The organism is Microbacterium sp. NPDC055988, assembly GCF_042269505.1.
In the GTDB taxonomy this organism is placed as follows: Bacteria; Actinomycetota; Actinomycetes; order Actinomycetales; family Microbacteriaceae; genus Microbacterium.
On the sequence record NZ_JBHJXY010000001.1, the window covers coordinates 3,193,116 to 3,217,154 of the forward strand.

Annotated in this window: 20 protein-coding genes and 1 other RNA gene; 8 read left to right on the forward strand and 13 right to left on the reverse strand. The window is 68.3% G+C overall.

Annotation, left to right across the window (positions count from 1 at the left end; translation table 11 throughout):
• Positions 1–79 precede the first annotated feature (79 nt).
• The 3 genes from ACFC14_RS15305 (at position 80) to sucB (ending at position 4,775) form a co-directional block, all read left to right on the forward strand.
• The gene (locus ACFC14_RS15305; RefSeq protein ID WP_376106214.1) at positions 80–1,552 is read left to right on the forward strand and encodes a leucyl aminopeptidase; all 1,473 of its coding nucleotides are present in this window, start codon (positions 80–82) and stop codon (positions 1,550–1,552) included.
• Between the two features lie 3 nt (positions 1,553–1,555).
• A complete protein-coding gene (gene lpdA / locus ACFC14_RS15310) occupies positions 1,556–2,929 on the forward strand; it encodes a dihydrolipoyl dehydrogenase (RefSeq protein ID WP_376106217.1) in 1,374 nt (457 codons plus the stop codon).
• Between the two features lie 67 nt (positions 2,930–2,996).
• Positions 2,997–4,775 carry a 2-oxoglutarate dehydrogenase, E2 component, dihydrolipoamide succinyltransferase gene (sucB, locus tag ACFC14_RS15315; protein ID WP_376106220.1) on the forward strand — a complete coding sequence of 593 codons (1,779 nt, stop codon included), beginning with the start codon at positions 2,997–2,999 and terminating at the stop codon, positions 4,773–4,775.
• 14 nt (positions 4,776–4,789) lie between these two features.
• Here sucB and ACFC14_RS15320 read toward each other — a convergent pair whose 3' ends face one another.
• Positions 4,790–6,295 (reverse strand): hypothetical protein, encoded by a 1,506-nt coding sequence (locus ACFC14_RS15320; RefSeq protein WP_376106223.1) that lies wholly within the window; start codon positions 6,293–6,295, stop codon positions 4,790–4,792.
• 164 nt (positions 6,296–6,459) lie between these two features.
• On the opposite strand from ACFC14_RS15320, the gene ACFC14_RS15325 reads away from it, so the two are divergent.
• The gene (locus tag ACFC14_RS15325; protein ID WP_376106226.1) at positions 6,460–7,170 is read left to right on the forward strand and encodes a DUF4191 domain-containing protein; all 711 of its coding nucleotides are present in this window, start codon (positions 6,460–6,462) and stop codon (positions 7,168–7,170) included.
• 60 nt (positions 7,171–7,230) lie between these two features.
• Here ACFC14_RS15325 and ACFC14_RS15330 read toward each other — a convergent pair whose 3' ends face one another.
• The gene (locus ACFC14_RS15330) at positions 7,231–8,418 is read right to left on the reverse strand and encodes a RimK family alpha-L-glutamate ligase (RefSeq protein WP_376106229.1); all 1,188 of its coding nucleotides are present in this window, start codon (positions 8,416–8,418) and stop codon (positions 7,231–7,233) included.
• Between the two features lie 20 nt (positions 8,419–8,438).
• Here ACFC14_RS15330 and ACFC14_RS15335 point away from each other — a divergent pair, with 20 nt between their 5' ends.
• Positions 8,439–8,930: an ATP-dependent zinc protease gene (locus tag ACFC14_RS15335; RefSeq protein WP_376106232.1), complete on the forward strand. Its 492-nt coding sequence runs from the start codon at positions 8,439–8,441 to the stop codon at positions 8,928–8,930.
• Between the two features lie 9 nt (positions 8,931–8,939).
• Here the strand turns inward: ACFC14_RS15335 and ACFC14_RS15340 are convergent, their stop codons facing one another.
• A complete protein-coding gene (locus ACFC14_RS15340) occupies positions 8,940–9,368 on the reverse strand; it encodes an RDD family protein (RefSeq protein ID WP_376106235.1) in 429 nt (142 codons plus the stop codon).
• Between the two features lie 147 nt (positions 9,369–9,515).
• Here ACFC14_RS15340 and glnA (ACFC14_RS15345) point away from each other — a divergent pair, with 147 nt between their 5' ends.
• Complete coding sequence (glnA, locus tag ACFC14_RS15345) at positions 9,516–10,940, forward strand: type I glutamate--ammonia ligase (protein WP_021200702.1); 1,425 nt, start codon at positions 9,516–9,518, stop codon at positions 10,938–10,940.
• Positions 10,941–11,020: 80 nt separating this feature from the next.
• On the opposite strand, the gene ACFC14_RS15350 is transcribed toward glnA (ACFC14_RS15345), so the two are convergent.
• Together ACFC14_RS15350 and ACFC14_RS15355 are read right to left on the reverse strand one after the other, a co-directional pair.
• Positions 11,021–11,635 (reverse strand): hypothetical protein, encoded by a 615-nt coding sequence (locus ACFC14_RS15350; protein ID WP_376106238.1) that lies wholly within the window; start codon positions 11,633–11,635, stop codon positions 11,021–11,023.
• Between the two features lie 286 nt (positions 11,636–11,921).
• On the reverse strand, positions 11,922–12,566 hold the full coding sequence (locus tag ACFC14_RS15355; RefSeq protein WP_376106241.1) for a helix-turn-helix domain-containing protein: 645 nt from the start codon (positions 12,564–12,566) through the stop codon (positions 11,922–11,924).
• 547 nt (positions 12,567–13,113) lie between these two features.
• Here ACFC14_RS15355 and ACFC14_RS15360 point away from each other — a divergent pair.
• Positions 13,114–14,262, forward strand: a complete 1,149-nt coding sequence (locus ACFC14_RS15360) for an AI-2E family transporter (RefSeq protein WP_376106244.1) — start codon at positions 13,114–13,116, stop codon at positions 14,260–14,262.
• Between the two features lie 28 nt (positions 14,263–14,290).
• Here ACFC14_RS15360 and ACFC14_RS15365 read toward each other — a convergent pair whose 3' ends face one another.
• The 4 genes from ACFC14_RS15365 to ACFC14_RS15380 are packed head-to-tail and all read right to left on the reverse strand — an operon-like array spanning position 14,291 to position 19,825.
• Positions 14,291–15,211 (reverse strand): diacylglycerol/lipid kinase family protein, encoded by a 921-nt coding sequence (locus ACFC14_RS15365; protein WP_376106246.1) that lies wholly within the window; start codon positions 15,209–15,211, stop codon positions 14,291–14,293.
• Positions 15,212–15,260: 49 nt separating this feature from the next.
• The gene (locus ACFC14_RS15370) at positions 15,261–18,236 is read right to left on the reverse strand and encodes a bifunctional [glutamine synthetase] adenylyltransferase/[glutamine synthetase]-adenylyl-L-tyrosine phosphorylase (protein WP_376106249.1); all 2,976 of its coding nucleotides are present in this window, start codon (positions 18,234–18,236) and stop codon (positions 15,261–15,263) included.
• Between the two features lie 9 nt (positions 18,237–18,245).
• Positions 18,246–19,583 carry a type I glutamate--ammonia ligase gene (gene glnA / locus ACFC14_RS15375; RefSeq protein ID WP_376106252.1) on the reverse strand — a complete coding sequence of 446 codons (1,338 nt, stop codon included), beginning with the start codon at positions 19,581–19,583 and terminating at the stop codon, positions 18,246–18,248.
• 2 nt (positions 19,584–19,585) lie between these two features.
• Positions 19,586–19,825 (reverse strand): SPOR domain-containing protein, encoded by a 240-nt coding sequence (locus ACFC14_RS15380; protein WP_376106255.1) that lies wholly within the window; start codon positions 19,823–19,825, stop codon positions 19,586–19,588.
• Between the two features lie 68 nt (positions 19,826–19,893).
• On the opposite strand from ACFC14_RS15380, the gene ppgK reads away from it, so the two are divergent.
• Positions 19,894–20,640: a polyphosphate--glucose phosphotransferase gene (gene ppgK, locus ACFC14_RS15385; protein ID WP_029261802.1), complete on the forward strand. Its 747-nt coding sequence runs from the start codon at positions 19,894–19,896 to the stop codon at positions 20,638–20,640.
• Positions 20,641–20,709: 69 nt separating this feature from the next.
• On the opposite strand, the gene rnpB is transcribed toward ppgK, so the two are convergent.
• The 4 genes from rnpB to ACFC14_RS15405 form a co-directional block, all read right to left on the reverse strand.
• Positions 20,710–21,066, reverse strand: an RNA gene (rnpB, locus tag ACFC14_RS15390) — RNase P RNA component class A.
• A 34-nt stretch (positions 21,067–21,100) separates the two neighbouring features.
• Positions 21,101–22,801, reverse strand: a complete 1,701-nt coding sequence (locus tag ACFC14_RS15395) for a bifunctional 3'-5' exonuclease/DNA polymerase (protein WP_376106258.1) — start codon at positions 22,799–22,801, stop codon at positions 21,101–21,103.
• Positions 22,802–22,823: 22 nt separating this feature from the next.
• Entirely contained in the window at positions 22,824–23,558 is a 735-nt protein-coding gene (locus ACFC14_RS15400) for a zinc ribbon domain-containing protein (RefSeq protein ID WP_376106261.1), read from the reverse strand.
• Between the two features lie 36 nt (positions 23,559–23,594).
• Positions 23,595–24,017 (reverse strand): YchJ family protein, encoded by a 423-nt coding sequence (locus tag ACFC14_RS15405; RefSeq protein ID WP_376106264.1) that lies wholly within the window; start codon positions 24,015–24,017, stop codon positions 23,595–23,597.
• Positions 24,018–24,039 lie beyond the last annotated feature (22 nt).

Here is a 24,039-nt window from a genome sequence, read left to right on the forward strand (position 1 = left end):
GCGGAGCATCATGCTGAGAGCGAACACGCGCACACTGAGCGCGCGACCATGCTGCGGCGGAGATCCTAGGATGGAGGGCATGACGCTTCCCGTGCTCTCGCACACCACCGCTCAGTTCCCCGGAAGCGCTGCAGATGCCGCAGTGCTCGTCGTCGCCTCCCTTCCCGAATCTGCGGACTCGCTGTCCGCCTACCCGGGCCTGGCCGATGCGCTGGCCGGTGTCGGATTCACCGGCTCCGCGGGTTCGTTCACCCGTGTGCATCTCCCCGCCGTCACCGCCCTGCCCTTCGCGGTCGTGGGAGCAGGCGACAAGCCGGATGCCGCCGCCGTCCGCAATGCGGCCGGCACGGCGCTGCGCTCCCTCACCGGCTTCGACAACGTCGCGCTCGGTCTCGCCGAGGGCCTCGAGGGATTCGCCGCTGCCGCAGCCGAAGGAGCCGTCCTCGGCGGCCACCGCTTCGACGGATATCGCTCCGAGAAGGGCAAGACCCGCGCGACCGCCGTCACCCTCCACGCGACGCTCTCCGACACGGAGGCCGCCCACGCCCAGACCATCGGCGATGCGGTGGCGCTGATCAAGGACCTCGTCAACGTTCCCGCCGAGTGGCAGAGCCCCGCGCAGCTCGCGCAGAGCGCCGCCGACAGCGTCGCCGACCTCGACGTCACGGTCGAGATCCTCGACGAGAAGGAGCTGGCGGAACAGGGCTTCGGCGGCATCCTCGGCGTCGGACAGGGCTCCGACCGGCCACCGCGGCTGGTCCGCCTCGATTACTCTCCCGCCGGCGCGAATCGCCATATCGCCCTCGTCGGCAAGGGCATCACCTTCGACACGGGCGGGCTGTCGCTCAAGCCCGCCGCATCGATGGTCGGGATGAAGTTCGACATGGCGGGGGCAGCCACGTCGCTCGCGGCGCTTCGCGCGATCGCCGCCCTGCAGCTCCCGGTGCACGTGACGGCCTGGCTCTGCATCACCGACAACATGCCGTCCGGACGCGCCCTTCGCCCCGGCGACGTCATCCGCATCCTCGACGGCACGACCGTGGAGGTCCAGAACACCGATGCCGAAGGCCGGCTCGTGCTCGCCGACGGCCTCGTCGCCGCGAGCCGCGAGCAGCCCGACGTAATCATCGACGTGGCCACTCTGACTGGTGCGATCGTCGCCGCCCTCGGACACCGGCACACGGGCGTCTTCGGCGACGACGAGACCGTCGCGGAGTTCCTCGCCGCCGCTGAGCAGGTCGACGAGCCCGCGTGGCACATGCCGTTGCCGAGCTACATGGAGGAGTCGCTCGAGTCCCCCATCGCGGATCTGCAGAACGCGAACATGGGTGACCGGATGGGCGGCGCCTCGTTCGCCGGCTTGTTCCTGCGCCGTTTCGTCGGCCGCACTTCCGAGGCTGAGGAAGCACCGCGCATCCCCTGGGTTCACCTCGACATCGCCGGCTCCGGCGAGCACGGCGGAGCGCCGTACGGCTTCACGGAGAAGGGCCCCACGGGGGCGATGGTCCGATCGATCGTCGCCTTCGCCGCAGCATCCCACAAGGAGGCATGACACATGACAACCCACACTTTCGACGTCGTCGTCCTCGGCGGCGGCAGCGGCGGCTACGCCGCGGCTCTCCGAGCGAGTGAGCTCGGCAAGTCGGTCGCACTCGTCGAGAAGGACAAGGTCGGCGGGACCTGCCTGCACCGCGGCTGCATCCCGACCAAGGCGCTGCTGCACGCCGCCGAGGTCGCCGAGCATGTCCGCGACGCCGCGTCCGTCGGTGTGACCGCGACGCTGGAGGGCATCGACCCGGCAGGTGTCCGCGCCTACCGCGAGGGCATCGTCGCGAAGAAGTTCAAGGGCCTCGAGGGACTCGTGAAGGCGCGCGGCATCACGACCGTCGCCGGTCTCGGTCGCCTGAACCCCGATCGCAGCGTCAGCGTCGGCGACGATGTCTACGTCGGCGCCGATGTGGTGCTCGCGACGGGCTCCTACAGCCGTTCCCTTCCCGGCCTCGACATCGGCGGCCGCGTCCTCACCAGCGAACAGGCACTCGCCCTCGACGTCATCCCGGAGCGCGTCCTCATCCTCGGCGGCGGCGTCATCGGCGTCGAGTTCGCCAGCGTGTGGCGCTCCTTCGGTTCGGAGGTCACGATCATCGAGGCGCTGCCGCACCTCGTCCCGAACGAGGACATCGCCCTCAGCAAGGGCCTCGAGCGCGCGTTCCGTCGTCGCGGCATCCAGTACTCGCTCGGTGTCCGCTTCCAGACGGCGACACAGGACGACTCGTCCGTCACCGTCACGCTCGAAGACGGCAAGGAGTTCACGGCCGACTACCTCCTCGTCGCCGTCGGTCGCGGCCCCGTCACCGCCGATCTCGGATTCGAGGAGGCGGGAGTCGCGCTCGACCGCGGATTCGTGACCGTCGACGAGAACCTCCGCACCGGCGTTCCCGGAGTGTGGGCCGTCGGTGACATCGTTCCCGGTCTCCAGCTCGCTCACCGCGGGTTCCAGCAGGGCATCGCCGTCGCCGAGCGCATCGCCGGCCTGTCCCCCGCGAACATCCCCGACGTGCAGATCCCCAAGGTCACGTACTCGAGCCCCGAGGTCGCCTCGGTCGGTGTCACCGAAGAGGCCGCGATCGCCGAGCACGGTGCCGAAGCGGTCGCCGCCTACGAGTACAACCTCGCCGGCAACGGCAAGAGCGAGATCATCGGGACGAGCGGGCTGGTCAAGGTGGTCCGCCTCAAGGATGGCCCGGTCCTGGGTGTGCATCTGCTCGGCGACCGAGTCGGCGAACTCATCACCGAGGGGCAGCTCGCTGTCGCCTGGGAAGCACACCCCGAGGACATCGCGCCCCTGATCCACGCTCACCCGACCCAGAGCGAGGCACTCGGCGAAGCCTTCCTCGCGCTGGCCGGCAAGCCCCTGCACGCCCTCTGAGCACCAACCGGTGCCCGAGTCACTAAGCTAGACAAGCGTCATACAACTTCCTGAAGGAGACTCAGTCATGAGCACATCCGTCGTCCTCCCCGCTCTCGGCGAGAGCGTCACAGAGGGTACGGTCACCCGCTGGCTCAAGCAGGTGGGAGACACCGTGCAGGCGGATGAGGGCCTGCTCGAGATCTCGACCGACAAGGTCGACACCGAGATCCCCTCCCCCGTTTCCGGCGTCATCGAGGAGATCCTCGTGGCCGAAGACGAGACCGTCGAGGTCGGTGCGCTTCTCGCGCGAATCGGCGATGGCAGCGAGTCGGCTCCTGCCGGCGACGCCCCTGCCGCGGCCGAGGCTGCACCCGCGGAAGCTGCGCCTGCCGAGGCCGCCCCTGCCGAGTCCGCACCTGCTCCGGCCGCCGAGTCCGCACCTGCTCCGGCCGCCGAGTCCGCACCTGCTCCGGCCGCTGAGACGCCGGCTGCGGAGTCTGCTCCCGCCGGCGATGCGACCGACATCGTGCTCCCCGAGCTCGGTGAGAGCGTGACCGAGGGCACTGTGACCCGCTGGCTCAAGCAGGTCGGCGACAGCATCGCCGTTGACGAGGCACTTCTGGAGATCTCGACCGACAAGGTCGACACCGAGATCCCGTCGCCGGTCGCCGGTGTACTGCAGGAGATCGTCGCCGGCGAAGATGAGACCGTCGCCGTCGGTGCAGTACTCGCTCGCGTCGGCTCCGGCGCTGCCCCGGCCGCTCCGGCTGAGGCACCGGCCGCTCCGGCAGCGGAAGCACCGGCCGCCCCGGCAGCGCCCGCCGCTCCGGCTCCGGCCGCCGCTCCGGCACCCGCCGCCGCTCCGGCACCCGCCGCCGCTCCGGCTCCGGCCGCCGCTCCGGCACCCGCCGCTGCTCCGGCTCCGGCCGCGCAGAAGCTCGCGCTGCCCACCGAGAACGACAACCTGTACGTGACTCCGTTGGTGCGGCGCCTGGCCGCGCAGCAGGGCGTGGACCTCGCCTCTGTCACCGGAACCGGTGTGGGTGGTCGCATCCGCAAGGAAGACGTCCTCAAGGCCGCTGAGACCGCGACCACACCCGCTGCGGCCGCTGCATCGGCACCGGCACCGGCGCCGCTCGAGGTTTCCCCGCTGCGCGGCACCACGCAGCCGATGTCGCGTCTGCGCAAGGTTCTGGCCAAGCGTGCCGTCGAGTCGATGCAGCAGACCGCTCAACTGACCACGGTGGTCGAGGTCGACGTCACGGCGCTGGCCGACTACCGCGACAGCGTGAAGGCCTCGTTCCTCGAGAAGACCGGCGACAAGCTGTCGTTCCTGCCGTTCTTCGCGCTGGCGACCGCCGAGGCGCTGCAGGCCTTCCCGATCGTGAATGCGACGGTCGACGGCGAGAACATCGTGTACCCGGCGAGCGAGAACGTGTCGATCGCGGTCGACACCGAGCGCGGCCTGCTCACGCCGGTGCTGCGCGACGCGGCCTCGAAGAACATCGCTCAGATCGCACACGAGATCGCCGATCTCGCCGCCCGCACGCGCGACAACAAGCTGAAGCCCGACGAGCTCGCCGGCGGCACCTTCACGCTGACCAACACCGGTTCGCGGGGCGCGCTGTTCGACACTCCGGTCGTCTTCCTTCCGCAGTCCGCGATTCTCGGCACCGGCACGGTCGTCAAGCGTCCCGGCCTCGTGAAGGTCGGCGGTGCGGATGCCATCGCGATCCGTTCCTACGTTTACCTCGCGCTCTCGTACGATCACCGGATCATCGACGGCGCGGATGCGGCACGGTTCCTGGGCGCCGTGAAGGCCCGCCTCGAGTCGGCACAGTTCGCCGCTCAGCTCGGCGCCTGACCCGAGAGATAACCTCATGGCTGGTCCGTGACGTCATAGACGTCGCGGACCAGCCATTTCTCTTCTGTGCGGATGAGCACGACTACCTGGTGCCTCGGTTGACGGGTTCCGGGCTCTTTCATCTCGCTGTCCGGGTCATCGACGTCGAGCCGCACCACGGCGACGTCCCCATAGTCGTCGACCAACTCGACGGCTGTCCCCGGTGCCGCCACGAGCTCGTTCACCACACCGTCGGACCCGGGGGCCACGGCGTCAGGGCAGGCAGAGTCCGCGCGTACGCGGCACTCGGTGATCGTCGTGAACAGAGCGTCCGCTGCAGCCACAGGATCGTCTCCCACCGACGAGCTGCTCCTGTCCGCATCTTCCGCCGCCCTCGACTCCTCCGCCGCTTTCCTCGTGTCCGCCTCCTCGGCTAGCTCGTGCCCGTCGGCATCCTCCGACGCGGGCTTCGCCGAAGGTGCACCCCCTGTAACCGCCGACGCTGTTTCGCCCGGCCGTCGCCCTCCGGCATCAGCTTCGCCCGGGTCACCGCCCTCGGGCCAGAGCAGCCCTGCGGCGAGCACGGCTGCGGCCACGGCTGCCGCCACGATGAACGGACGTCGCCGCGGGTGCGACCGCGTACCCGCATCCTCGGCCGCACGCGTTCTGCGCCCTCGCCGGCCCCGGTCCACCGCCGTGATCCGCGCGACCGCGATCCCGAAGAACGCTTTCCCCGCGTCGGCGACGGTCACGACGACAGCCACGATCCCGCGGCTCTTCCTGCGACGATCCGACCGCAACCGCTGACCATTCCGCGGCAGAATCGACTCGCACGTCATGGCTACCCGCGCGACGTCCTGCGCCCGTTCCGGAGCGTGCGCTCCTCGATCGAGGGGTTGAGGGGCGGCGACGTTCAGGAGTTCCTGCTCCCACACGTCGAGGAGTCTTCGCGGGATGCGAGGCTGGACGGATGCCTTCTCCAGGCCGTTGGCGACCGTGGTGAGCGCCCGCTTGAGCACCTTGTCCGAGGCGGCCTCGCCCAGTCGCCGAACGATCTCCTCGGCCCCGGCCCGCGCATCCTGACCAGGCCCGAAGACGAACACCGGACGCCCGTCGTCGGTCACCCACCACGCTCCGGTGCGCGTGCCCTCGCCGGGCTCACCGCCCTCACCGATCTCGTCGAGACCGCGGAGCAGACTGACCACGAGCGTGCTGCACTCCCCGGCCCTCAGTGCTGCCCCCGTGGCCGAACGACGGATCAGGAACCCCAGGACCCGGTCCGTGCACCACGGGAGCAGCACGTCGTGGCCGCCGCGGCGTCGGATGACATCGATCGGGGCGGCGACATGCTCCGCGCCCGAGTACCGCCATCCGAGCCACCCGCCGACGGCCGAGACATCCATCCGCACCGCCACTGCGTCCCCTGAAGTGACCAGCGCGCCCTCGAACGGACCTTCATCCGCGTCGAGAACCCGTACCACGCGATGCGCCCCCGGCAGGAGGGCCGTCCTCCCGGCATCACGGGTGCCGATGTCTGTCATGCCTCCATCACAGCCCACCACAGCCCGGATTCTCCGTGATCCGGGCCACAGCGAACAGGTTCCGACCGAGGCCGCGATTGTGCAGGAACAGTGCCGTCGCATTCGACTCCGCTTGACGCGAACGACGGCATCACAGCGGCTGCGAACTCGGTAGGCTGGACTCCATGGCAAAGCGTGCTCCTGAACCCGAAAAGCGTCCTGGGTTCTTCTCCCAGATCAAGTCCCTCTTCCGGTTCACCCGCGAGGCCTACTCATGGCTTCCGTGGGCTCAGCTCGCGATCCTGGTCGGCGGCGTCCTCCTCGGTCTCGTCGCCGGCTATCTGATCCCGCCGTTCCAGATCTGGACCCTCGTCCTCTGGGGCATCACGGGCCTCATGCTCGGCGTCCTCGGCGCGCTTTTCCTCATGACCCGCCTGTCGACGTCGGCCATGTACGCGAAGATCGACGGAATGCCCGGCGCCACCGGCCACGTGCTCAGCACCAGCCTCGGCCGCAGCTGGCAGGCTTCGGAGACGCCCGTCGGGATCAACCCGAAGACGCAGGAGGCGGTGTACCGCACCATCGGTCGCGGTGGCATCGTCGTCGTGGGCGAAGGTGCGCGCGGCCGCCTGACCCGCCTCGTCAACGAGGAGCGCAGCAAGGCTCAGCGCGTCGCGCACGGGGTCCCGGTCACGGTCCTCTACGTCGGACACGGCGAGGACGAGGTCGCGATCGCCGACCTGGCGAAGACGATCAAGAAGCTTCCGAAGGCCATCGACAAGACCACCATGGCAGCGGTCATCCGCCGCGTGGACTCGGTCTCCCAGTCGTTGTCCTCGCTGCCGATCCCCAAGGGGATCGACCCGACGAAGGTGCGCTCGCAGCGACCTCGTTGAGCCCCGCATGCCGAAGCGAACAGCGCGGCCGTCCTCCTCGGAGGGCGGCCGCGCTCTCGTTCATTCGGAGAGCGGCTGGCGGGGCAGCCGGCGGACCTTCGCACGCCGACGACGCCGCTCGGGAACCATCGAGCGCATCTCATCGAGCTTGCCGAAGCAGAACAGCCGATCGTCGGCTTCCAGGACGACATGCTTGCGCGGGTTGGGGATGACGCTCACCCCACGATGGAGCGTGAGGACGGTGATGTCCCGTTCCCAGAGCCCCGCCTCCCCCAGCGTCTTGCCGACCAGGTCGACCGCGCCGTGCACCATCAGCTCCGCGACGCCGTATCCGGTGGAGACGGTGAGGCGCTGCCGCACGTCGATCTCGGGGAACGCGACCTGACCGGCGATGTAGTCGATGATGGCGCCGGCCACGTCGAGCTTCGTCGCCGTCTCGATCCCCTGCAGCCCCGGCGAGGAGTTGACCTCCATGACCAGCGGTCCGTCGTCTCCCTCGAGCATGTCCACCCCGGCGACGCGCAGACCCATGATCTGCGCGGAACGGACGGCGGCGCGCTCGTAGAGGGGGTCGAGCTCGATGGCCTCGACCGATCCACCGCGGTGCACGTTCGAGCGGAACTCGTCGCCGGCAGCGGATCGGCGCATCGCTGCCACCACCCGATCGCCCACCACGAGCGCTCGAATATCACGTCCCCGACTCTCCGAGATGAACTTCTGGATCAGCACGTTCTGCTTGGTGGAGTGCAGCGTCTCGATGATCGCCTCGGCCACCTTCACCTGGGGGGCGAGGATGACGCCGATTCCCTGGGTACCCTCCAGCAGCTTGATCACGACCGGCGCTCCACCGACGCGTTCGATCGCCGGGCGTACGTCTGCACGGTTGCGCACGAACGCGGTCGGCGGCATCGCGATGTTGTGCCGTGACAGGATCTGGTTCGCACGCAGCTTGTCGCGCGCACTCGAGATCCCGTTCGCGGTGTTCGGCGTGTACACGTCCATCTGCTCGAATTGCCGGACCACGGCCGTGCCGAAGTACGTGATCGAGTTGCCGATGCGCGGCAGGATCGCGTCGTAGTCGCTGAGCTGACGGCCCCGATAGTGAAGGTCCGGTTCATCGGCTGTGAGATCGATCGCGAAGCGCAGGGTGTTGAGCACCTTGACGTTGTGTCCGCGCTGAAGCGCGGCTGCGCGCAGTCGCTGGGTGGAGTACGCCTGCGGCGCACGGGAGAGCACTGCGATCTTCACGGGGGAATTTTCCTGCCAGGATGTATCAGGTGAGTAGGACTACCCCCCATTCAAACACCCTTACGGGGTGGCGAGAATGGGTGAGCCTGCCCGATCTCGGAGTCGACTGGCTGAAGGCCAAGATCGACACGGGCGCGCGCACCTCGTCGCTGCACGCATTCGACATCGTGGAGTTCGAACAGGACGACCAGCCGTGGGTCCGTTTCAAGGTCAAACCCTGGCAGGACAGTCAGGAAGATGCTGTGATCGTCGAGTGCCCGGTGCACGACCGACGCGCCGTGCGCAGCTCGTCCGGACACGCGCAGCAACGCCTCGTGGTGGAGCTGTTGATCCGTCTCGTGGACCGCGAAGTACTCGCCGAAGTGACCTTGAGCAACCGCGACGAAATGGGCTTCCGGATGCTGATCGGAAGAGAAGCGCTGCGGCAGGGATTCTCGGTCGACCCGGCACGATCCTTCCTCGGAGGACGAGCACCCCGCGAGGCGCGTCGCCGCAACCGCGGCAAGATCTGAGCGCGGCGCTCAGGCGCGGATGAGAATGGCGCCGACCGCCTTGTCATGCAGGCCGCGCTGATCGGCGTCCCAGATCACCGCCGGCACGACGACGACGAGCAGCAGTGTGCGGACGATCGGGCGCCACAGCCCGACCCAGCCACCGTCGCGGCGCACCACGCGCATCCCGAGGATCCGGTGCCCCGGGCTGCCTCCCGCGGTCGGGATGAAGAGGATCTGCAGCACCGCGAACACCAGCATCGGAGCGAACTGCGTGAGCCCGGCTTCGGTGGGCAGCGCGAACTGGTCGTAACCGAGGAAGGCGGTGGCGATGATGGTCGCGGCGAGGTAGTCGATGAGCAGCGCACCGATGCGGCGGCCCGGCCGGGCGATGCTGCCGGGGCCCGACTCCGGGAGTCCGAGTCGCTCACCGGGGTACGTGTTCACAGCATCCGTCACTCCCCCAGCCTACCGAGCGTGAAATACCGCGTTCGTCACCGGGCTCCCGTAACACGCCCGAAACAAAGCGGATACCGTAGAGAAATCCCCCGTCCGTACTCTGCAGAGTGGCCGTGAAGCCATCGATCCGCATTACAGGAGTCGTACATGTTCAAAGATTCGTCCGAGGTACTGAGCTACATCAAGGAGAACGACGTCAAGTTCCTTGACATCCGTTTCACCGATCTCCCGGGTGTGCAGCAGCACTTCAACATTCCTGCATCGACGGTCGACGAGGCTTTCTTCACGGATGGCCAGCTGTTCGACGGCTCCTCGATCCGCGGCTTCGCGAGCATCCACGAGTCGGACATGCAGCTCATCCCCGACGTCACCACCGCGTACGTCGACCCCTTCCGCGAGGCCAGCACCCTCGTGATGCTGTTCGACATCTACAACCCGCGCACGGGCGAGATCTACTCGAAGGACCCGCGTCAGGTCGCCAAGAAGGCGGAGAAGTACCTCACCTCCACCGGCATCGCCGACACCGCGTTCTTCGCCCCCGAGGCCGAGTTCTACATCTTCGACGACGTCCGCTACAACGTCACCTCGAACTCCAGCTTCTACAGCGTCGACTCTGAAGAGGGCGCTTGGAACACCGGCCGCGAAGAAGAGGGCGGCAACCTCGGCAACAAGACCCCGTACAAGGGCGGCTACTTCCCGGTGAGCCCGGTGGACAAGACCGCCGACCTCCGCGACGACATCACCCTCAAGCTGATCGACGCCGGCTTCATCCTCGAGCGCTCGCACCACGAGGTCGGCACCGGCGGCCAGCAGGAGATCAACTACCGCTTCGACACGATGGTCCACGCGGCGGACGACATCCTCAAGTTCAAGTACATCGTCAAGAACACCGCGGAGGAGTGGGGCAAGGTCGCGACCTTCATGCCCAAGCCCCTGTACGGCGACAACGGCTCCGGCATGCACACGCACCAGTCGCTGTGGAGCGACGGCAAGCCGCTCTTCTACGACGAGGCCGGCTACGGTCAGCTCAGCGACATCGCGCGCTGGTACATCGGCGGCATCCTGGCGCACGCACCCGCGCTGCTCGCCTTCACGAACCCGACGCTGAACAGCTACCACCGTCTGGTCAAGGGCTTCGAGGCTCCGGTCAACCTGGTCTACTCGGCCGGCAACCGCTCCGCCGCGATCCGCATCCCGATCACGGGCTCCAACCCCAAGGCCAAGCGCATCGAGTTCCGCGCGCCCGACGCCTCCGGCAACCCGTACCTCGCCTTCGCCGCGCAGCTGATGGCGGGCCTCGACGGCATCAAGAACCGCATCGAGCCGCACGAGCCGGTGGACAAGGACCTCTACGAGCTCCCGCCCGAGGAGGCCAAGGACATCCCCCAGGTCCCGAACTCGCTGCTCGACTCGCTCGACGCTCTGGCGGCCGACCACCAGTTCCTCCTCGAGGGCGGCGTGTTCACCAAGGAGCTCATCGAGACCTGGATCTCGTACAAGTACGAGAACGAGATCCTGCCGATGGCCCAGCGCCCGCACCCGTTCGAGTACGAGCTGTACTTCGGCGTCTGACGACCGCATCGCATCGACAAGAGCCCGCCTCAGCTTCCGCTGGGGCGGGCTCTTGTTGATGTCGGAGGCACGGTGGGTGCTTACGGCACCTTCGAGCCGGAGGTCTTCTCGCTGAGGAAGTCCGACGAGAGCGTGGTGTTGACGTAGGTGTCGACGAGTCCGCCCCCCACGGCCGGCAGGAGCCAGATCACCGGCAGCTGCACGAGGTTCCCCGCGCCGTTAAGCACGCCGCTGTAGGTGTAGGTCACGCTCCCCGAAGCACCTTCGGCCGGAAGCGATCCGATGCGGGTCCATCCGTGAAGGTTCTGCTCCTGGACACGGTAGCTGCCCGGGTTGGTCACGCCGTTGCCGGCACCCCATGCGACGGTGACGGTGACGGTCCCCGAAGTGAACTTGCCCGCCGGCTCCTGGTCGCCGGTGGCACCGTCGAAGGCATTGAATCCGAGGGTCTGACCCGTGTTCACCTGCACGCGGTTCGGCTGCGAGGCCGTCCAGGTCTGGACCGAGGTGCCACCCTGCCACGCTGAGAGGCCTCCGCCGGGGGCCGGCTGCGGCTGGGGATCAGGCGTGTTCTCACTCGCAGCGGCGAGCGGGGTGGCGACGGCTGCAGCAATGACCGGCGCGGACCAGGCCGCCGCCTTGATCATGGTTCGGCGGTCGAGGCCGCGGCCGCGCTGGTTCTCGTTCTCATTCATCTCGATGTTCTCCTTCGGGGGTCTGCATGATCCACATCGGTGCCGGGCGGCACACCGTCGTTCCGCAGGGCGCGGACCGCGCGGATATCGACGCATCGGCGCGCCAGTTCGAGCCGTGTGGATCGCGCGGCGGGTTCCGCGCTCGTGCGGCAGCCGCGAGAGGGGGTGCGACCGACCACCGGTCATGCTGGCAGCGAGAACGAGGAGCACCTCCTGTCCGGCGCACTCATGTCGCTTTCCCGACAATGGACGTCGCGCTGGGTATGACGCGCCCCGCCGACGGGCGTCAGTCCTCCCGCCGTCGCCGGACCTCCGACGGAGCTCGCCGCCCCTCCTGCGCCATCGCCCGCGCCAGGCTCGACCCGCCGGAGAGACCCGAGTAACGGCCGACTTCCTCGATGCTCAAGCGGTCGTATGCGGGATCCGTGAGCAGACTCATCGCGTGCTCGACGCGTGACCGTCGGATCTCCCGTTCCACCGTCGTGCCGCGTGCCCGGAAGGCACGCTGCAGTTGACGCAGAGACAGGCGGAGCTGCCCGGCGACGCCCCGTGGCGACAGCGTGGGATCGGAGGCCTGCGCGATGATCAGGTTCAGCGCGTCGCGATGGTGGTCTGGCGGAAGACCCGCCGCCGCGGTGCGCGTGGCTTCGACGGCCACTCCCAGCACCATCTCCTGGAGCAGGCGCTCGAGGTAGTAGTTCCCGAACGCACTCTCCGGATCCCCATCCACGACGGCCGCCCGTTCGGCGAACGCCACTGCCGGATCGAGCAGTGACGTCGACCGCGACACGGGACGGATCTCGCCGGGCGCCGGCGCCGCGAATCCAGTGAGCACCTCCGCGGGCAAGACGATCGAGAGCAGGCGCAGTCGCTCCAGCGGCGCTGTCCGAAGGGCGGCATCGTGGTTGAGCAGGAACGCATCGTTCTCCACCAGCCGCAGTGTTCCCGACGGAGAACCCACGTCGATGCTCCCGGAACGGACGCTGTGCAGTCCGACCATCCCCGCCACGCGATCAGCTCGCGAACGTGCGTCATCCCGCCCGGACACGAACTCCCGGATCCGAACGCTCCCGAACATGGCGAGAGTGCGCGCCCTCATCACGGGCACGATACGACTCCCGATCGCACTCTATCGACGCCCGGCGCCGCAGAAGGCGTCGGGCGGTCCTCTCCAGCCACCTCAGCGGCGTCGGGAGAGAGTCAGCGTGTGTTTCCCCATCCGCGCACGCGGCGCTTCCGGTTCGAATGTCGACCATCGATCGACTTCGCTCGATGGAACGCGTCCCCACAGCACAATGAAACCCTCCCCATGCGGATTCCCCACCGCAGTCCGGCCCCCGGGTACAGGGCCCTCGATCCCACCATATCGGTCCGGGACCGATGCAGAAGCGGCCGACTCCGCGCCGCGCGGGCTCTGTGCTTGACCGCCGGGCACGCGAATGGTCAACTGGTGAGTCTGACCATCGACCGGGGGAACCATGCGCCGTAGAAGAGTGATCGCGAAAGCCGAGGCGCGCACACGTGTGGAGCCCGCACCGTCACAGCCGTCGAACGCGGTTGCCGCGTACGCGCGGACGAACCCGTTCATGTTCGGTCTGCTCGGTGCGCTCGGCGTGCTGGTCGCGCTCGCTGTCGGCAGCATCGTCGGTCAGCTCGCGACCGTGCTCGTGTACATCGGAGTGGCGATCTTCCTCGCCCTCGGGCTGGACCCGATCGTCACGTTCATCGAGAAGAAACTCCCCCGGCCGGCCGCCGTCACCATCGTCGTCGCCGGTGTGGTCCTCGCCTTCGCGGGAATCATCCTCGCCATCGTCCCGATCCTCGTGGAGCAGATCAGCAACCTGATCAAGGACGGCCCGCAGATGGTCGAGGACTTCATGGCCAGCGCCTGGTACAAGGACGTCAGCGGCCAGTTCGGCTCGAGCATCAAAGATGCCGTCCAGGGCATCCTCGACTTCGTCGGCGACCCGGACAACTTCCTCGACATCGGCGGCGGCGTGTTCGCCGTCGGCGCCGGTATCGCCGGTGGATTCACCGGCATCACGATCGTCCTGATCCTGACGCTGTACTTCATGGCCTCCCTGCGGAGCATGAAGCACGTCGCCGCGCGCTTCGTCCCCGCCTACCAGCGGGGCACGTTCAGCGGACTGCTCGAGGACGTCTCCGGGGCGGTCGGTCGCTACGTGATCGGGCAGGCGAGCCTGGCGCTCATCAACGGCATCCTCAGCCTGATCTTCCTCAGCATCATCGGGGCGCCGGTCCCCGCGCTGCTCGCACTCATCGCCTTCATCGGTTCCATGATCCCGCTGGTGGGAACGCTGACGGCATCGATCATCAACTCGCTGATCTGCCTCTTCGTGTCGCCGCTGACCGCGCTCATCGCGATCATCTACTACCTCATCTACATGCAGATCGAGGCATACGTGCTCTCGCCGCGCATCATGAGCAAGGCCGTCGCCGTTCCCGGAGCACTCGTGGTCATCGCCGCGGTCGCCGGCGGCGCGCTGGGCGGCATCCTCGGCGCTCTCGTCGCGATCCCGGTCGCCGCGAGCATCATCATCATCGTGCAGAAGGTGACGTTCCCCGCTCAGGACCGGAAGATCGTGCCGCCGGTCGCCACCCCCTGACAAGCACGCTCCGCAGGAAGAAGACCTCTCAGCGGATGACCAGGGCCCCCGGCTGCACGCGGACGTCGAACTGCGAGACCTCGCCCATCTCCTCGCCGTCGATCTCGAACACCAGGGGTGTGTCCAACTGCACCGAGATGTGCTCGACAGGCAGATGACGTGCGGAATCGGTGCTGACGGCCTCATCCGTCGCCCCGAAGATTCGTCGGATGCCGTTGTCCCAGACGAAGGAGCGCAGCGTGTCCAGCCACTGCAAAGCACCGTCGGCGCTGATCATGAGCACATCGAGCTTGCCGTCGTCGAGCACGGCATCGGGGAGCAGACGGATGCCACCTTGCACCATCCCGCAATTGCCGATGAGCATGGTGTGGCCGCGCACCGCGACGGCCTTCTCCCCGTCGATGGCGAGGGTGATGTCGGTCATCTCGGTACCGGCCAGGGCGCGGCCCATCGCCTCGACGTAGGCCAGCCAGCCGGCCTTCGATTTGAGGTCGTCGTCGGTCTCGACGAGCATCTGAGCGTCGATCCCGAACCCGACCATGACGGCGAAGGCGTGCTCGGCGCCGTCGTACGACACCCACCCGAGATCGATGCGTCGGGGCTCCGCGTCCCGAATCCTCTCCAGCGCCGCGGGGACGTTGTTCAGCGGCACCTCGAGATTGCGGGCGAGGAGGTTTCCGGTCCCCTGCGGCACGATCCCGAGGGCAGTCTCCGAACCCGCCAGCGACTCCGCGACCGCACGAACCGTGCCGTCTCCTCCGACCGCGATGACGATGCCACGGTCGTCTTCACGCGCCTCCTGCGCCATGCCGCGGCCCGGGTCCTCCGGCGTCGTCTCCCACCAGCGGATGTCGTACTGCTCGTCGAACGCGTCGCTCACCGCGCCCTGGAGAACGTCTTTCTCGACCTTGGAGGGATTCCAGACGATTCCGATGCGCGTATGGGTCATATCGTCAGCTTGGGACACCTCGCCCGATACTGCAAACCGACGGGCCTGACTACCCGTAGAACAGGTGCTCAAATGTCTTGCGCGCACGGCGCGTGACCCCGAGGTAGTCCTCTTCGAGTTCTGTCGCGGAGCGGTCGGGGTACCCGAGCAGGCTGCCGATGGCATCCAGCTGGCGCCGATCCGCGGGGAGAAGATCACTCGTCTGCCCGGTGAGCAGGGTGATCGCCGAACGGAGCCTGCTGGACAGGCGCCATGCCTCCCGCAGGCGCTCGGCGTCGCTCTCCTCCACGAGATCGGCGGCGACGGCGGCGTCGAGCGCGCCGAGGGTCGATGTCGTCCGCAGGCCGGGGATCGCATGCGCGTGCTGCAGCTGAAGCAGCTGCACCAGCCACTCCACGTCGCTGAGCGTGCCGGGGCCGAGCTTCAGATGACGCCGCGGATCAGCGCCCTGCGGCAGCCGCTCCCCCTCAACCCTGGCCTTGATCCTCTTGATCTCCCGCGTGCCCTGAAGGTCGACCGATTCCGGGTAGCGGATCGTGTCGGCGAGGGCCGTGAACCGCTCGATGAGCTTCGCGCTGCCGGCCACGCCCCGCGCACGAAGCAGGGCCTGCGCCTCCCAGGAGAGCGACCAGCGTCTGTAGTACTCGGCGTACGCGCCGATCGAACGCACGACCGGTCCGTTCCGGCCCTCCGGCCGGAGGTCGGCGTCGAGATCGAGCGGGACCCGGTGATCGGTCAGGTGCTCCCGGAGCCCGGCCACGATCTGCGTGGCGAGCTTCTGCGCCCGCTGGGAGTCGACGCCGTTCGCGTCGTACACATAGAGGATGTCGGCGTCCGAACCGAAGCCGAGTTCGGCGCCTCCGAAGCGCCCCATGGCGATGACCGCCAAATCGAGTTCTGCGGCATCGTCGGGGACGACGTCGCGGATGACGGCTCGCAGGGCCGCCTGGATGGTCGCCTCGGTGATCTCGGTGAGGGCGACCGCGACCTCCTCGATCGTCAGCACGCCGAGGACGGCGCCCATCGCGGTGCGCAGCAGTTCCCGCCGGCGCAGGGCCCGCACCGCCCGCAGGGCGTCACCGATGGTCTCGTGACGGGTCTGGATGGCCCGTGCCTCTTCGTCGAGCGCGGCGGCCCCACGGGGGCGCAGGCGGTCGGTGCTGTCGAGCCATTCGACCGACTCGGGGATCCACTCCAGCAGCTCCCCGACGTAGCGCGACGAGGACAGCAGCCGGGTGAGGCTCTCGGCGGCGCCGGACGAGTCCCGCAGCATCCGGAGGAACCACGGTGTGTCGCCGAGTCGTTCGCTGATCCGGCGAAAGGCGAGAAGCGCATAGTCCGGGTCGCTTCCGTCGGCGAACCACCGCACCATGATCGGCATCAGCGCCCGCTGGATCGTCACCTTGCGGCTGAGGCCGGTCGTGAGTGCACCGATGTGCCGCAGGGCGCCCGCGGGATCCCGGAACCCGATGGCCGCCAGGCGGTCATGCGCCTGCGCCGTGGAGAGCGTGCGCTCCTCCTCGGGCAGACTGGCCACGGCACTGAGAAGCGGACGGTAGAACAGCCGAGTGTGGATCTCGCGCACCTCGCGGCGCACAGCCTCCCACCGTGTCCACACGCCGTCGCCGCTCTCTGCGAGGGTTGTGCTGCGGGCCAGTACGCGCAGGCCTGCCGGCGTCCGTGGAAGCAGATGCGTGCGGCTCAGTTCGCGCAGCTGCAGGCGGTGCTCCATGAGCCGCAGCACGCGGTAGTCGTCAGCGAACGTCGCGGCATCCGCTCGTCCGATGTAGCCGCCGGCGACGAGAGCATCGAGACTCTCCAGCGTGCCGCGCGTGCGGATCGACTCGTCGGTGAGGCCGTGGACCAGCTGGAGCAGCTGCACGGTGAACTCGATATCGCGCAGACCGCCCGCGCCGAGCTTGAGCTGATACGGAGCGTCGTCCGGATCGATGTGCTCGGTCACGCGCTCGCGCATCCGCTGGACGCTCTCGACGAAATCCTCGCGGGCGGCGCTGGACCAGATCTTCGGCTGTACCGCCTCGATGTACTCGGCGCCCAGGCTGGAGTCCCCGGCGAGAGGCCGCGCCTTGAGAAGCGCTTGGAATTCCCAGCTCTTGGCCCAGCGATCGTAATAGGCGAGGTGAGAGGCGAGCGAGCGCACCAGTGCACCCTGCTTGCCCTCGGGCCGCAGGTTGGCGTCGACCTCCCACAGCGGGGGCTCCACCTCGATGCTGTCGAGACCGCGCATCGTCTCGCGGGCCAGTTTGGTCGCGATGTCGATCGCGCGGGCCTCCGCCACAACCTCCTCGTCGCTGGTGCCGCCCACGAAGATCACGTCGACGTCACTGACGTAGTTGAGCTCGCGGGCGCCGGCCTTTCCCATGCCGATGATCGAGAGCCGCGTCGCCGCTACCTGCTCCTGCGGGGTGGTCTCGCTGACGCGTGCGCGTGCGATAGCGAGCGAGGCCTCCAAGGCCGCTCCGGCGGCGTCCGACAGTGCGGCGGACACCGCGGCTACCACCGTCTTCGGCTCCGGGTGGGTCAAGTCGTAGGCGGCGATGGCGGCGAGGCTGCGGCGGTAGGCGACACGCACGGCCACGACCGCCGCGTCGTCCGCTGACGTCGCGAAGCCGTCTCGGGCGCCGACCGAGGCCAGCAGCTGCGCACGGAGCGACTCCGGTGACGGCAACGCGTCGAGGGGTTCCCCCAGCACCGAGAGCTGATCCGGATGGCGGAGGAAGAAGTCGGCCAGCCCTTCCGAGGCACCGAAGACCCGCCACACGCGGCGACGCGTCTCGGCGCTGTCGAGCAGGGCCTTCAGGGGTCCTGCGTCCCGACGTGCGACACGGACCATTCCCCGAACCGCGGCGTCGGGGTCGGCGGCATCCGCACCTTCGAGGAGCGACGATCGCGAGATTCCGAGAACCGTGGCCAACTCGGACAGGGATGCCGCCGCCTCGCTCAACTCGGCGAAACCGAGCCTGGCCAGGGCGGAGAGGGAGACGGAGTCGTCCGGTCGGGCCATCGGCGCAGGTCAGAGCAGCTCGAGGTTGCTCTTCAGCTCGAACGGGGTGACCTGGCCGCGGTAGGCCTCCCATTCCTTGCGCTTGTTGAGCAGCACGTAGTTGAAGACCTGCTCCCCCAGCGTCTCTGCGACGAGCTCGGATGCCTCCATGTACTCCAGAGCGTGATCGAGGCTCGCCGGCAGTGCCGCGTATCCCAGCGCACGCCGCTCGGCGTCACTCAGCGACCACACATTGTTCTCTGCCTCGGGCGGCAGCTCGTACCCCTCCTCGATGCCCTTGAGTCCGGCTGCGAGCAGCAGCGCGTACGCGAGGTACGGGTTCGAGGCGGAGTCGATGCCGCGGTACTCGACGCGCGACGACTGGCTCTTGTTCGGCTTGTACATCGGCACGCGGATGAGGGCCGAACGGTTCGCATGCCCCCAAGTGACGAAGCTCGGCGCCTCGTCGCCTCCCCAGAGCCGCTTGTAGGAGTTCACGAACTGGTTCGTGACGGCGGAGATCTCGTTCGCGTGTCGCAGCAGACCCGCGATGAAGTGTCGACCGGTCTTGGAGAGCTGGTACTTCGCGCCCTCCTCGTAGAAGGCGTTCTGGTCGCCCTCGAAGAGCGACATGTGGGTGTGCATGCCACTGCCAGGCTGATCGCTGAGCGGCTTCGGCATGAACGTCGCGTAGACGCCCTGCTCGATCGCCACCTCCTTGATCACCGTGCGGAACGTCATGATGTTGTCGGCCGTGGTGAGGGCATCCGCATACCGGAGGTCGATCTCGTTCTGGCCGGGTCCGCCCTCGTGGTGGCTGAACTCCACGGAGATGCCGAGGTCTTCGAGCATCCGCACCGAGCGGCGGCGGAAGTCGTGCGCGGTGCCGCCGGGAACGTTGTCGAAGTAGCCGGCCGAGTCGACCGGCACGGGACCGTCGGGTCCGAACGACGACGACTTGAGCAGGTAGAACTCGATCTCGGGGTGCGTGTAGAACGTGAACCCGGCATCCGCGGCCTTGGCGAGCGTGCGCTTGAGCACGTGCCGCGGGTCGGCGACGGCCGGCTGGCCGTCGGGCGTCGTCAGGTCGCAGAACATGCGCGCCGTCGGATCGATCTCGCCGCGCCACGGCAGCGTCTGGAAGGTCGTCGGATCCGGCTGCGCGAGCAGGTCCGACTCGTAGGTGCGCGTCAGTCCCTCGATCGCCGAGCCGTCGAACCCGATGCCCTCCGCGAATGCACCCTCGACCTCGGCCGGAGCGATCGCCACGGACTTGAGTGTGCCGATGACGTCGGTGAACCATAGCCGCACGAACTTGACGCCGCGCTCCTCGATCGTCCGGAGGACGAAATCCCTCTGCTTGTCCATGACTACTCTGCGCCCCGGCCCTTTGCGTCGCCCGCGTCCTGCGAGCCCTTGACGTCCCAGCCCTGCTCCACGGCCTCCTCCTCGGCCCAGGCGCGCGAACGCTCCTTGAGCACCTCGGGCGCGCGGCGGGCTTCGGCCTCCGTGTCGAAGGGCCCGATCCGGTCGATGGAGGGCGAGAGCATGCCGAATTCGACCTCGCCGGTTTCGGAGTTGTACCAGTACTTGTGGTCGCCGTCAGACATGTCTGCCCCTTCTTCACGTGGTGTCATCGATCCTACTGGCGTGCACCGCGGTCGCTAAGCTATCGCCCATGGCAAAAGCGATCGGCGTCGACATCGGCGGCACGGGAATCAAAGCAGGAATCGTCGACCTCGAGCACGGAATCATGGCATCCGACCGGGTGCGTGTCCCCACTCCTGAAGGTGCATCGCCTCAGGATGTCCTGAACGCCGTGCAGACCGTTCTGAAGACCCTCGACGTGCACGACTCCACACTCCCGCTCGGCGTCGCCTTCCCGGCGATCGTCAAGCGCGGCAAGACGCTCTCCGCGGCGAACGTGTCGAAGGAATGGATCGACTTCGATGCGGAGCGCTTCTTCCGCGACGGGCTCGGCCGCAACATCGTGTTCGTGAACGACGCCGATGCCGCCGGCGTCGCCGAGGCCCGCCACGGCGCGGCCAGGGACGTGCGCGGTTTCACCCTGCTGACGACGCTGGGCACCGGCATCGGCTCTGCCTTCCTCTACGACGGCGTGCTGCTGCCGAACACCGAGCTCGGGCACCTCAACTTCGGCGAGTACGAGTCGGTCGAGACGTACGCCGCGACCTCGGCGCGCGAGCGTGAGGGTCTCAGCTGGGCCGCGTGGGCCGAGCGTCTGCAGGCGTTCTACTCGCACATCGAGTTCCTGTTCAGCCCCGACCTGTTCGTGGTCGGAGGCGGCGTCTCGAAGAACGCCGGGGACTTCCTCCCCCTGCTCGACCTCAAGACCCCGATCGTCCCGGCGATCCACCGCAACAACTCCGGCATCATCGGCGCGGCGTCACTCGCCGGCGACTGACCCTGACCCGTTCCTGACGACGAAGGCCCCGATGACTCTTGCAGTCATCGGGGCCTCTCATGTCTGAGGCGAATGGGCCGACCTGTACGCCGGGTTCTGTTCCGGGGTTCTTCGCCCCTTCGACGGCCATCTCTCTCGGCGACACGTTGCCGTGGCGCTCCAGCGGTCTACCCGAGGACTCGGCGAGCCGCGTCATCATCCTCTGTCTGACCTTGCTCCGGACGAGGTTTACCTGGCGGGCCATGTCACCATGGCCCCCGGTGGTCTCTTACACCACCCTTTCACCCTTACCCCTTGCGGGGCGGTCTACTCTCTGTGGCACTTTCTCGCGGATTGCTCCGGGTGGGCGTTACCCACCGTCCTGCCCTGAGGAGCCCGGACGTTCCTCGGTGCGGTCACCCGCCACGCGGCCGTCCAGTCGACCCATTCGCATCTTCAGTCTACTTCTCGGACGTCATCGCTACTTCTCGGCGGACTCCGCGATCCGGAGGTCGAGCGGTACATCGATCGGGAACGAGCCGAAGAGGCGGGTCGTGGCGACAGCGGCCGCTTCACGGACAGCGTCGGCAGCGGCCTCAGCGTGTTCCTGCGGCACGTGCAGGATCACTTCGTCGTGCAGGAAGAACGCCAGGTGCGGTGCCTGCGCGAACGGACCGGATGCCGCGGCCGTGGTGTACCCCTCGGGGATCTGCCGCAGGCGATGACGGATCTCGGCGAGCCAGATCAGCGACCACTCCGCGGCCGTGCCCTGCACGACGAAGTTCCGGGTGAACCGCCCCCAGTCGCGGGCCCTACGCCGGGCGAGCGCCACGACCGCCGGATCGGCGTCGGCGCCGGTGGCATCCGCCTGCAGACGCATCCATTCCACCGAAGGTCGGGGTGACGACCGGCCGAGCCAGGTGGACACGATGCCGCCGTCCTCCCCGGTGCGTGCCGCCGCGTCGACGAGCGCCATGGCGCGCGGGTACACCTTCCTCAGACGCGGGACGAGCCGCCCGCTGTCACCGGTCGTGGCGCCGTACATCGCACCGAGGACGGCGTACTTCGCCTCCTCCCGTGTGGCGACTGCTCCGGAGGCGACGACACCGGCGTAGAGGTCGCTCCCCCGCGCCGCCCGGGCCATCGCCTCATCCGAGGCCATGGCCGCGAGCATCCGCGGCTCCAGTTGCGCGACATCCGCCACGATGAGCGTCCATCCGGGGTCGGCACGCACCGCGGGGCGCAGACTCCGCGGGAGCTGCAGCGCGCCTCCGCCTGCAGAGGCCCAGCGCCCGGTGACCACGCCACCCGGGATGTACACGGGACGGAATCGCCCTTCGTGCACCCACTCGGCGAGCCATGCCCAGCCGTTAGCGCTGAGCAGACGGGAGAGCTTCTTGTATGCGAGCAGCGGCTCGACCACCGGGTGGTCGTGCTCGGCGAGCTCCCACCGACTCGTGGACTCCACCTGCACTCCGACGCGATGCAGCGCTCTGAGCAGTTTCTGCTGACTGTCGAGGTGGAGTGAGGGGTCACCGAGAAGCTCCCGCACCCGATCTCCGAGCTCGACCATGCGGCTCGGCGTCCCGCCGGCGACCGGGCGGGTACCCAACGTTTCGGTGAGGATCGCATCGTGCACGCCCTCGTCCCAGGGCAATCCCGCGGCCCGCATCTCCTCCGCGATGAGTCCACCCGCCGACTCGGCCGCGCACAGCAGCGTGAGGCGACCATCCGGCGCTGCGGCCATCACTTCGCGCTGGGCCCGGTACTGATCGAGCATCGTGCCGATCGGATCGTCTCCGCTGGCGTCGTCGAACACATCGAACAGCGACGGCGCGGCAACGGTCGGTTCGCGCCGTTCCCACTCGTGCGCTCCCGGAAGCGGGGTGGGCACAGCGGACGTGTCGCGCAGGATCGCGTGGCACAGCACCAGATCGTGGCTGCGAGAGATCGCCACGCCGCCGCCGAGAAGGAGGGCGTAGGTCTCCGCAGCGGTGCGAATGATCCACCGCGGAGCATCCGCGTCTTCGGCGGAGCGGACCCACCCCGGGAGCTCCTCGGCACGCAGAGACGTACGGTTCTGCTCTTCGTCATCCGCATCGAGCTCGATCGCGACGTACTCCTGCGCGCCGACGGAGATGAGGGCGATTCGTCGTTCGATTCCCGACGCCGGCGCTGTCATCGCTGGCGGGCGCAGGCACCGCTCACGCGAGCCCGGATTCCTCGGTGCGCACGAGGATGCAGCCGCACTCGGGGCAGGAGACCACGAGGTCTTCCGCCGCGCGGCGGATATCGTTCAGATCGGTGCTGGGAAGCAGGATGCGGCAGCCCTCGCATGTGCCGCGGGTGAGAAGTGCGGCGCCGGCACTGTTCGTCGCGCGGCGCGCGTACTCGGCCAGGAGTTCCGGTGAGACGCCCTCGGCCACGGCTGCCCGATCGCGGGCCAGCTGCGCTCCCAATTCGCTCGCCGCGGCGACATCGGCCTTGGCCTGCGCGGTCAGGGCCGACCCCTCAGCCGTGGTCGTCTCGAGGAGCGCCTGCTGTGCTGCGACTGCGGCCTCTGCCTCTTCGAGCCGCCCCATGACGTCGAGCTCGGCATCTTCGAGGTCGCTCTGGCGCCGGGCGAGGCTGGCGAGCTCGTGCTCGAGCGCCTGCGCGTCCTTCGAGTTCGTCGATGCGGCGAGTCGCTCGGAGTCACGGTTGCGTCGCGCCTCGACGACGGCCACATCGGACTCCAGTCGCTTCAGCTCGGTGCGCACGTCGTCGCGGGTACCGGTGAGTGTCGTGAGCTCGCGGAGCTGCTCCTGACGGATGGCGACGAGCTCGGTGATCCGCCCCGCCTGGCTCGGCTTGGTGCGGGCACGCTCGGCCTGCGCGATGCGCCGGTCGAGGTCGGCGATGTCGAGCAGGGTGCGCTGGTTCTCGGGGCTGGCGTTCACGTACTCAAATCTAGTCGCTGCGGCGACATCCGCCCATCAGCGCACGTCGCCGTCGACGTAGTACCACCGCCGGTCCTCGCGGACGAAGCGGCTGCGCTCGTGCAGGGAACCCCGCTCGGTGCCCTGGCGCCAGACGGCCTCGAACTCCACGACGCCCTGGTCGTCGAACGGCCCGCCGGCCACACGGTCGAGCACCAGCAGTCGCCGCCACTCGAGATCCGGCTCGAAGTCGATCGTGCGCGGTCTGGAGGCCGGGTGCCACGTGCGCAGCAGGTGGGTCGCGTCGTGCAGACCGAACGCCGTGTACCGCGACCGCATCAGGCGCTCGGCGGTCGGAGCCGGTGCCCCCTGCAGCAGCGGGCCGCAGCACGCGCCGAACACCTCGCCCGACGAGCAGGGGCATCGCACCGCATTCTCGATCGCGATGTCATCCGACGCCATGTCCGCCTCCGCTGTCATTCCCTCAGCGTACGCTCGGAGG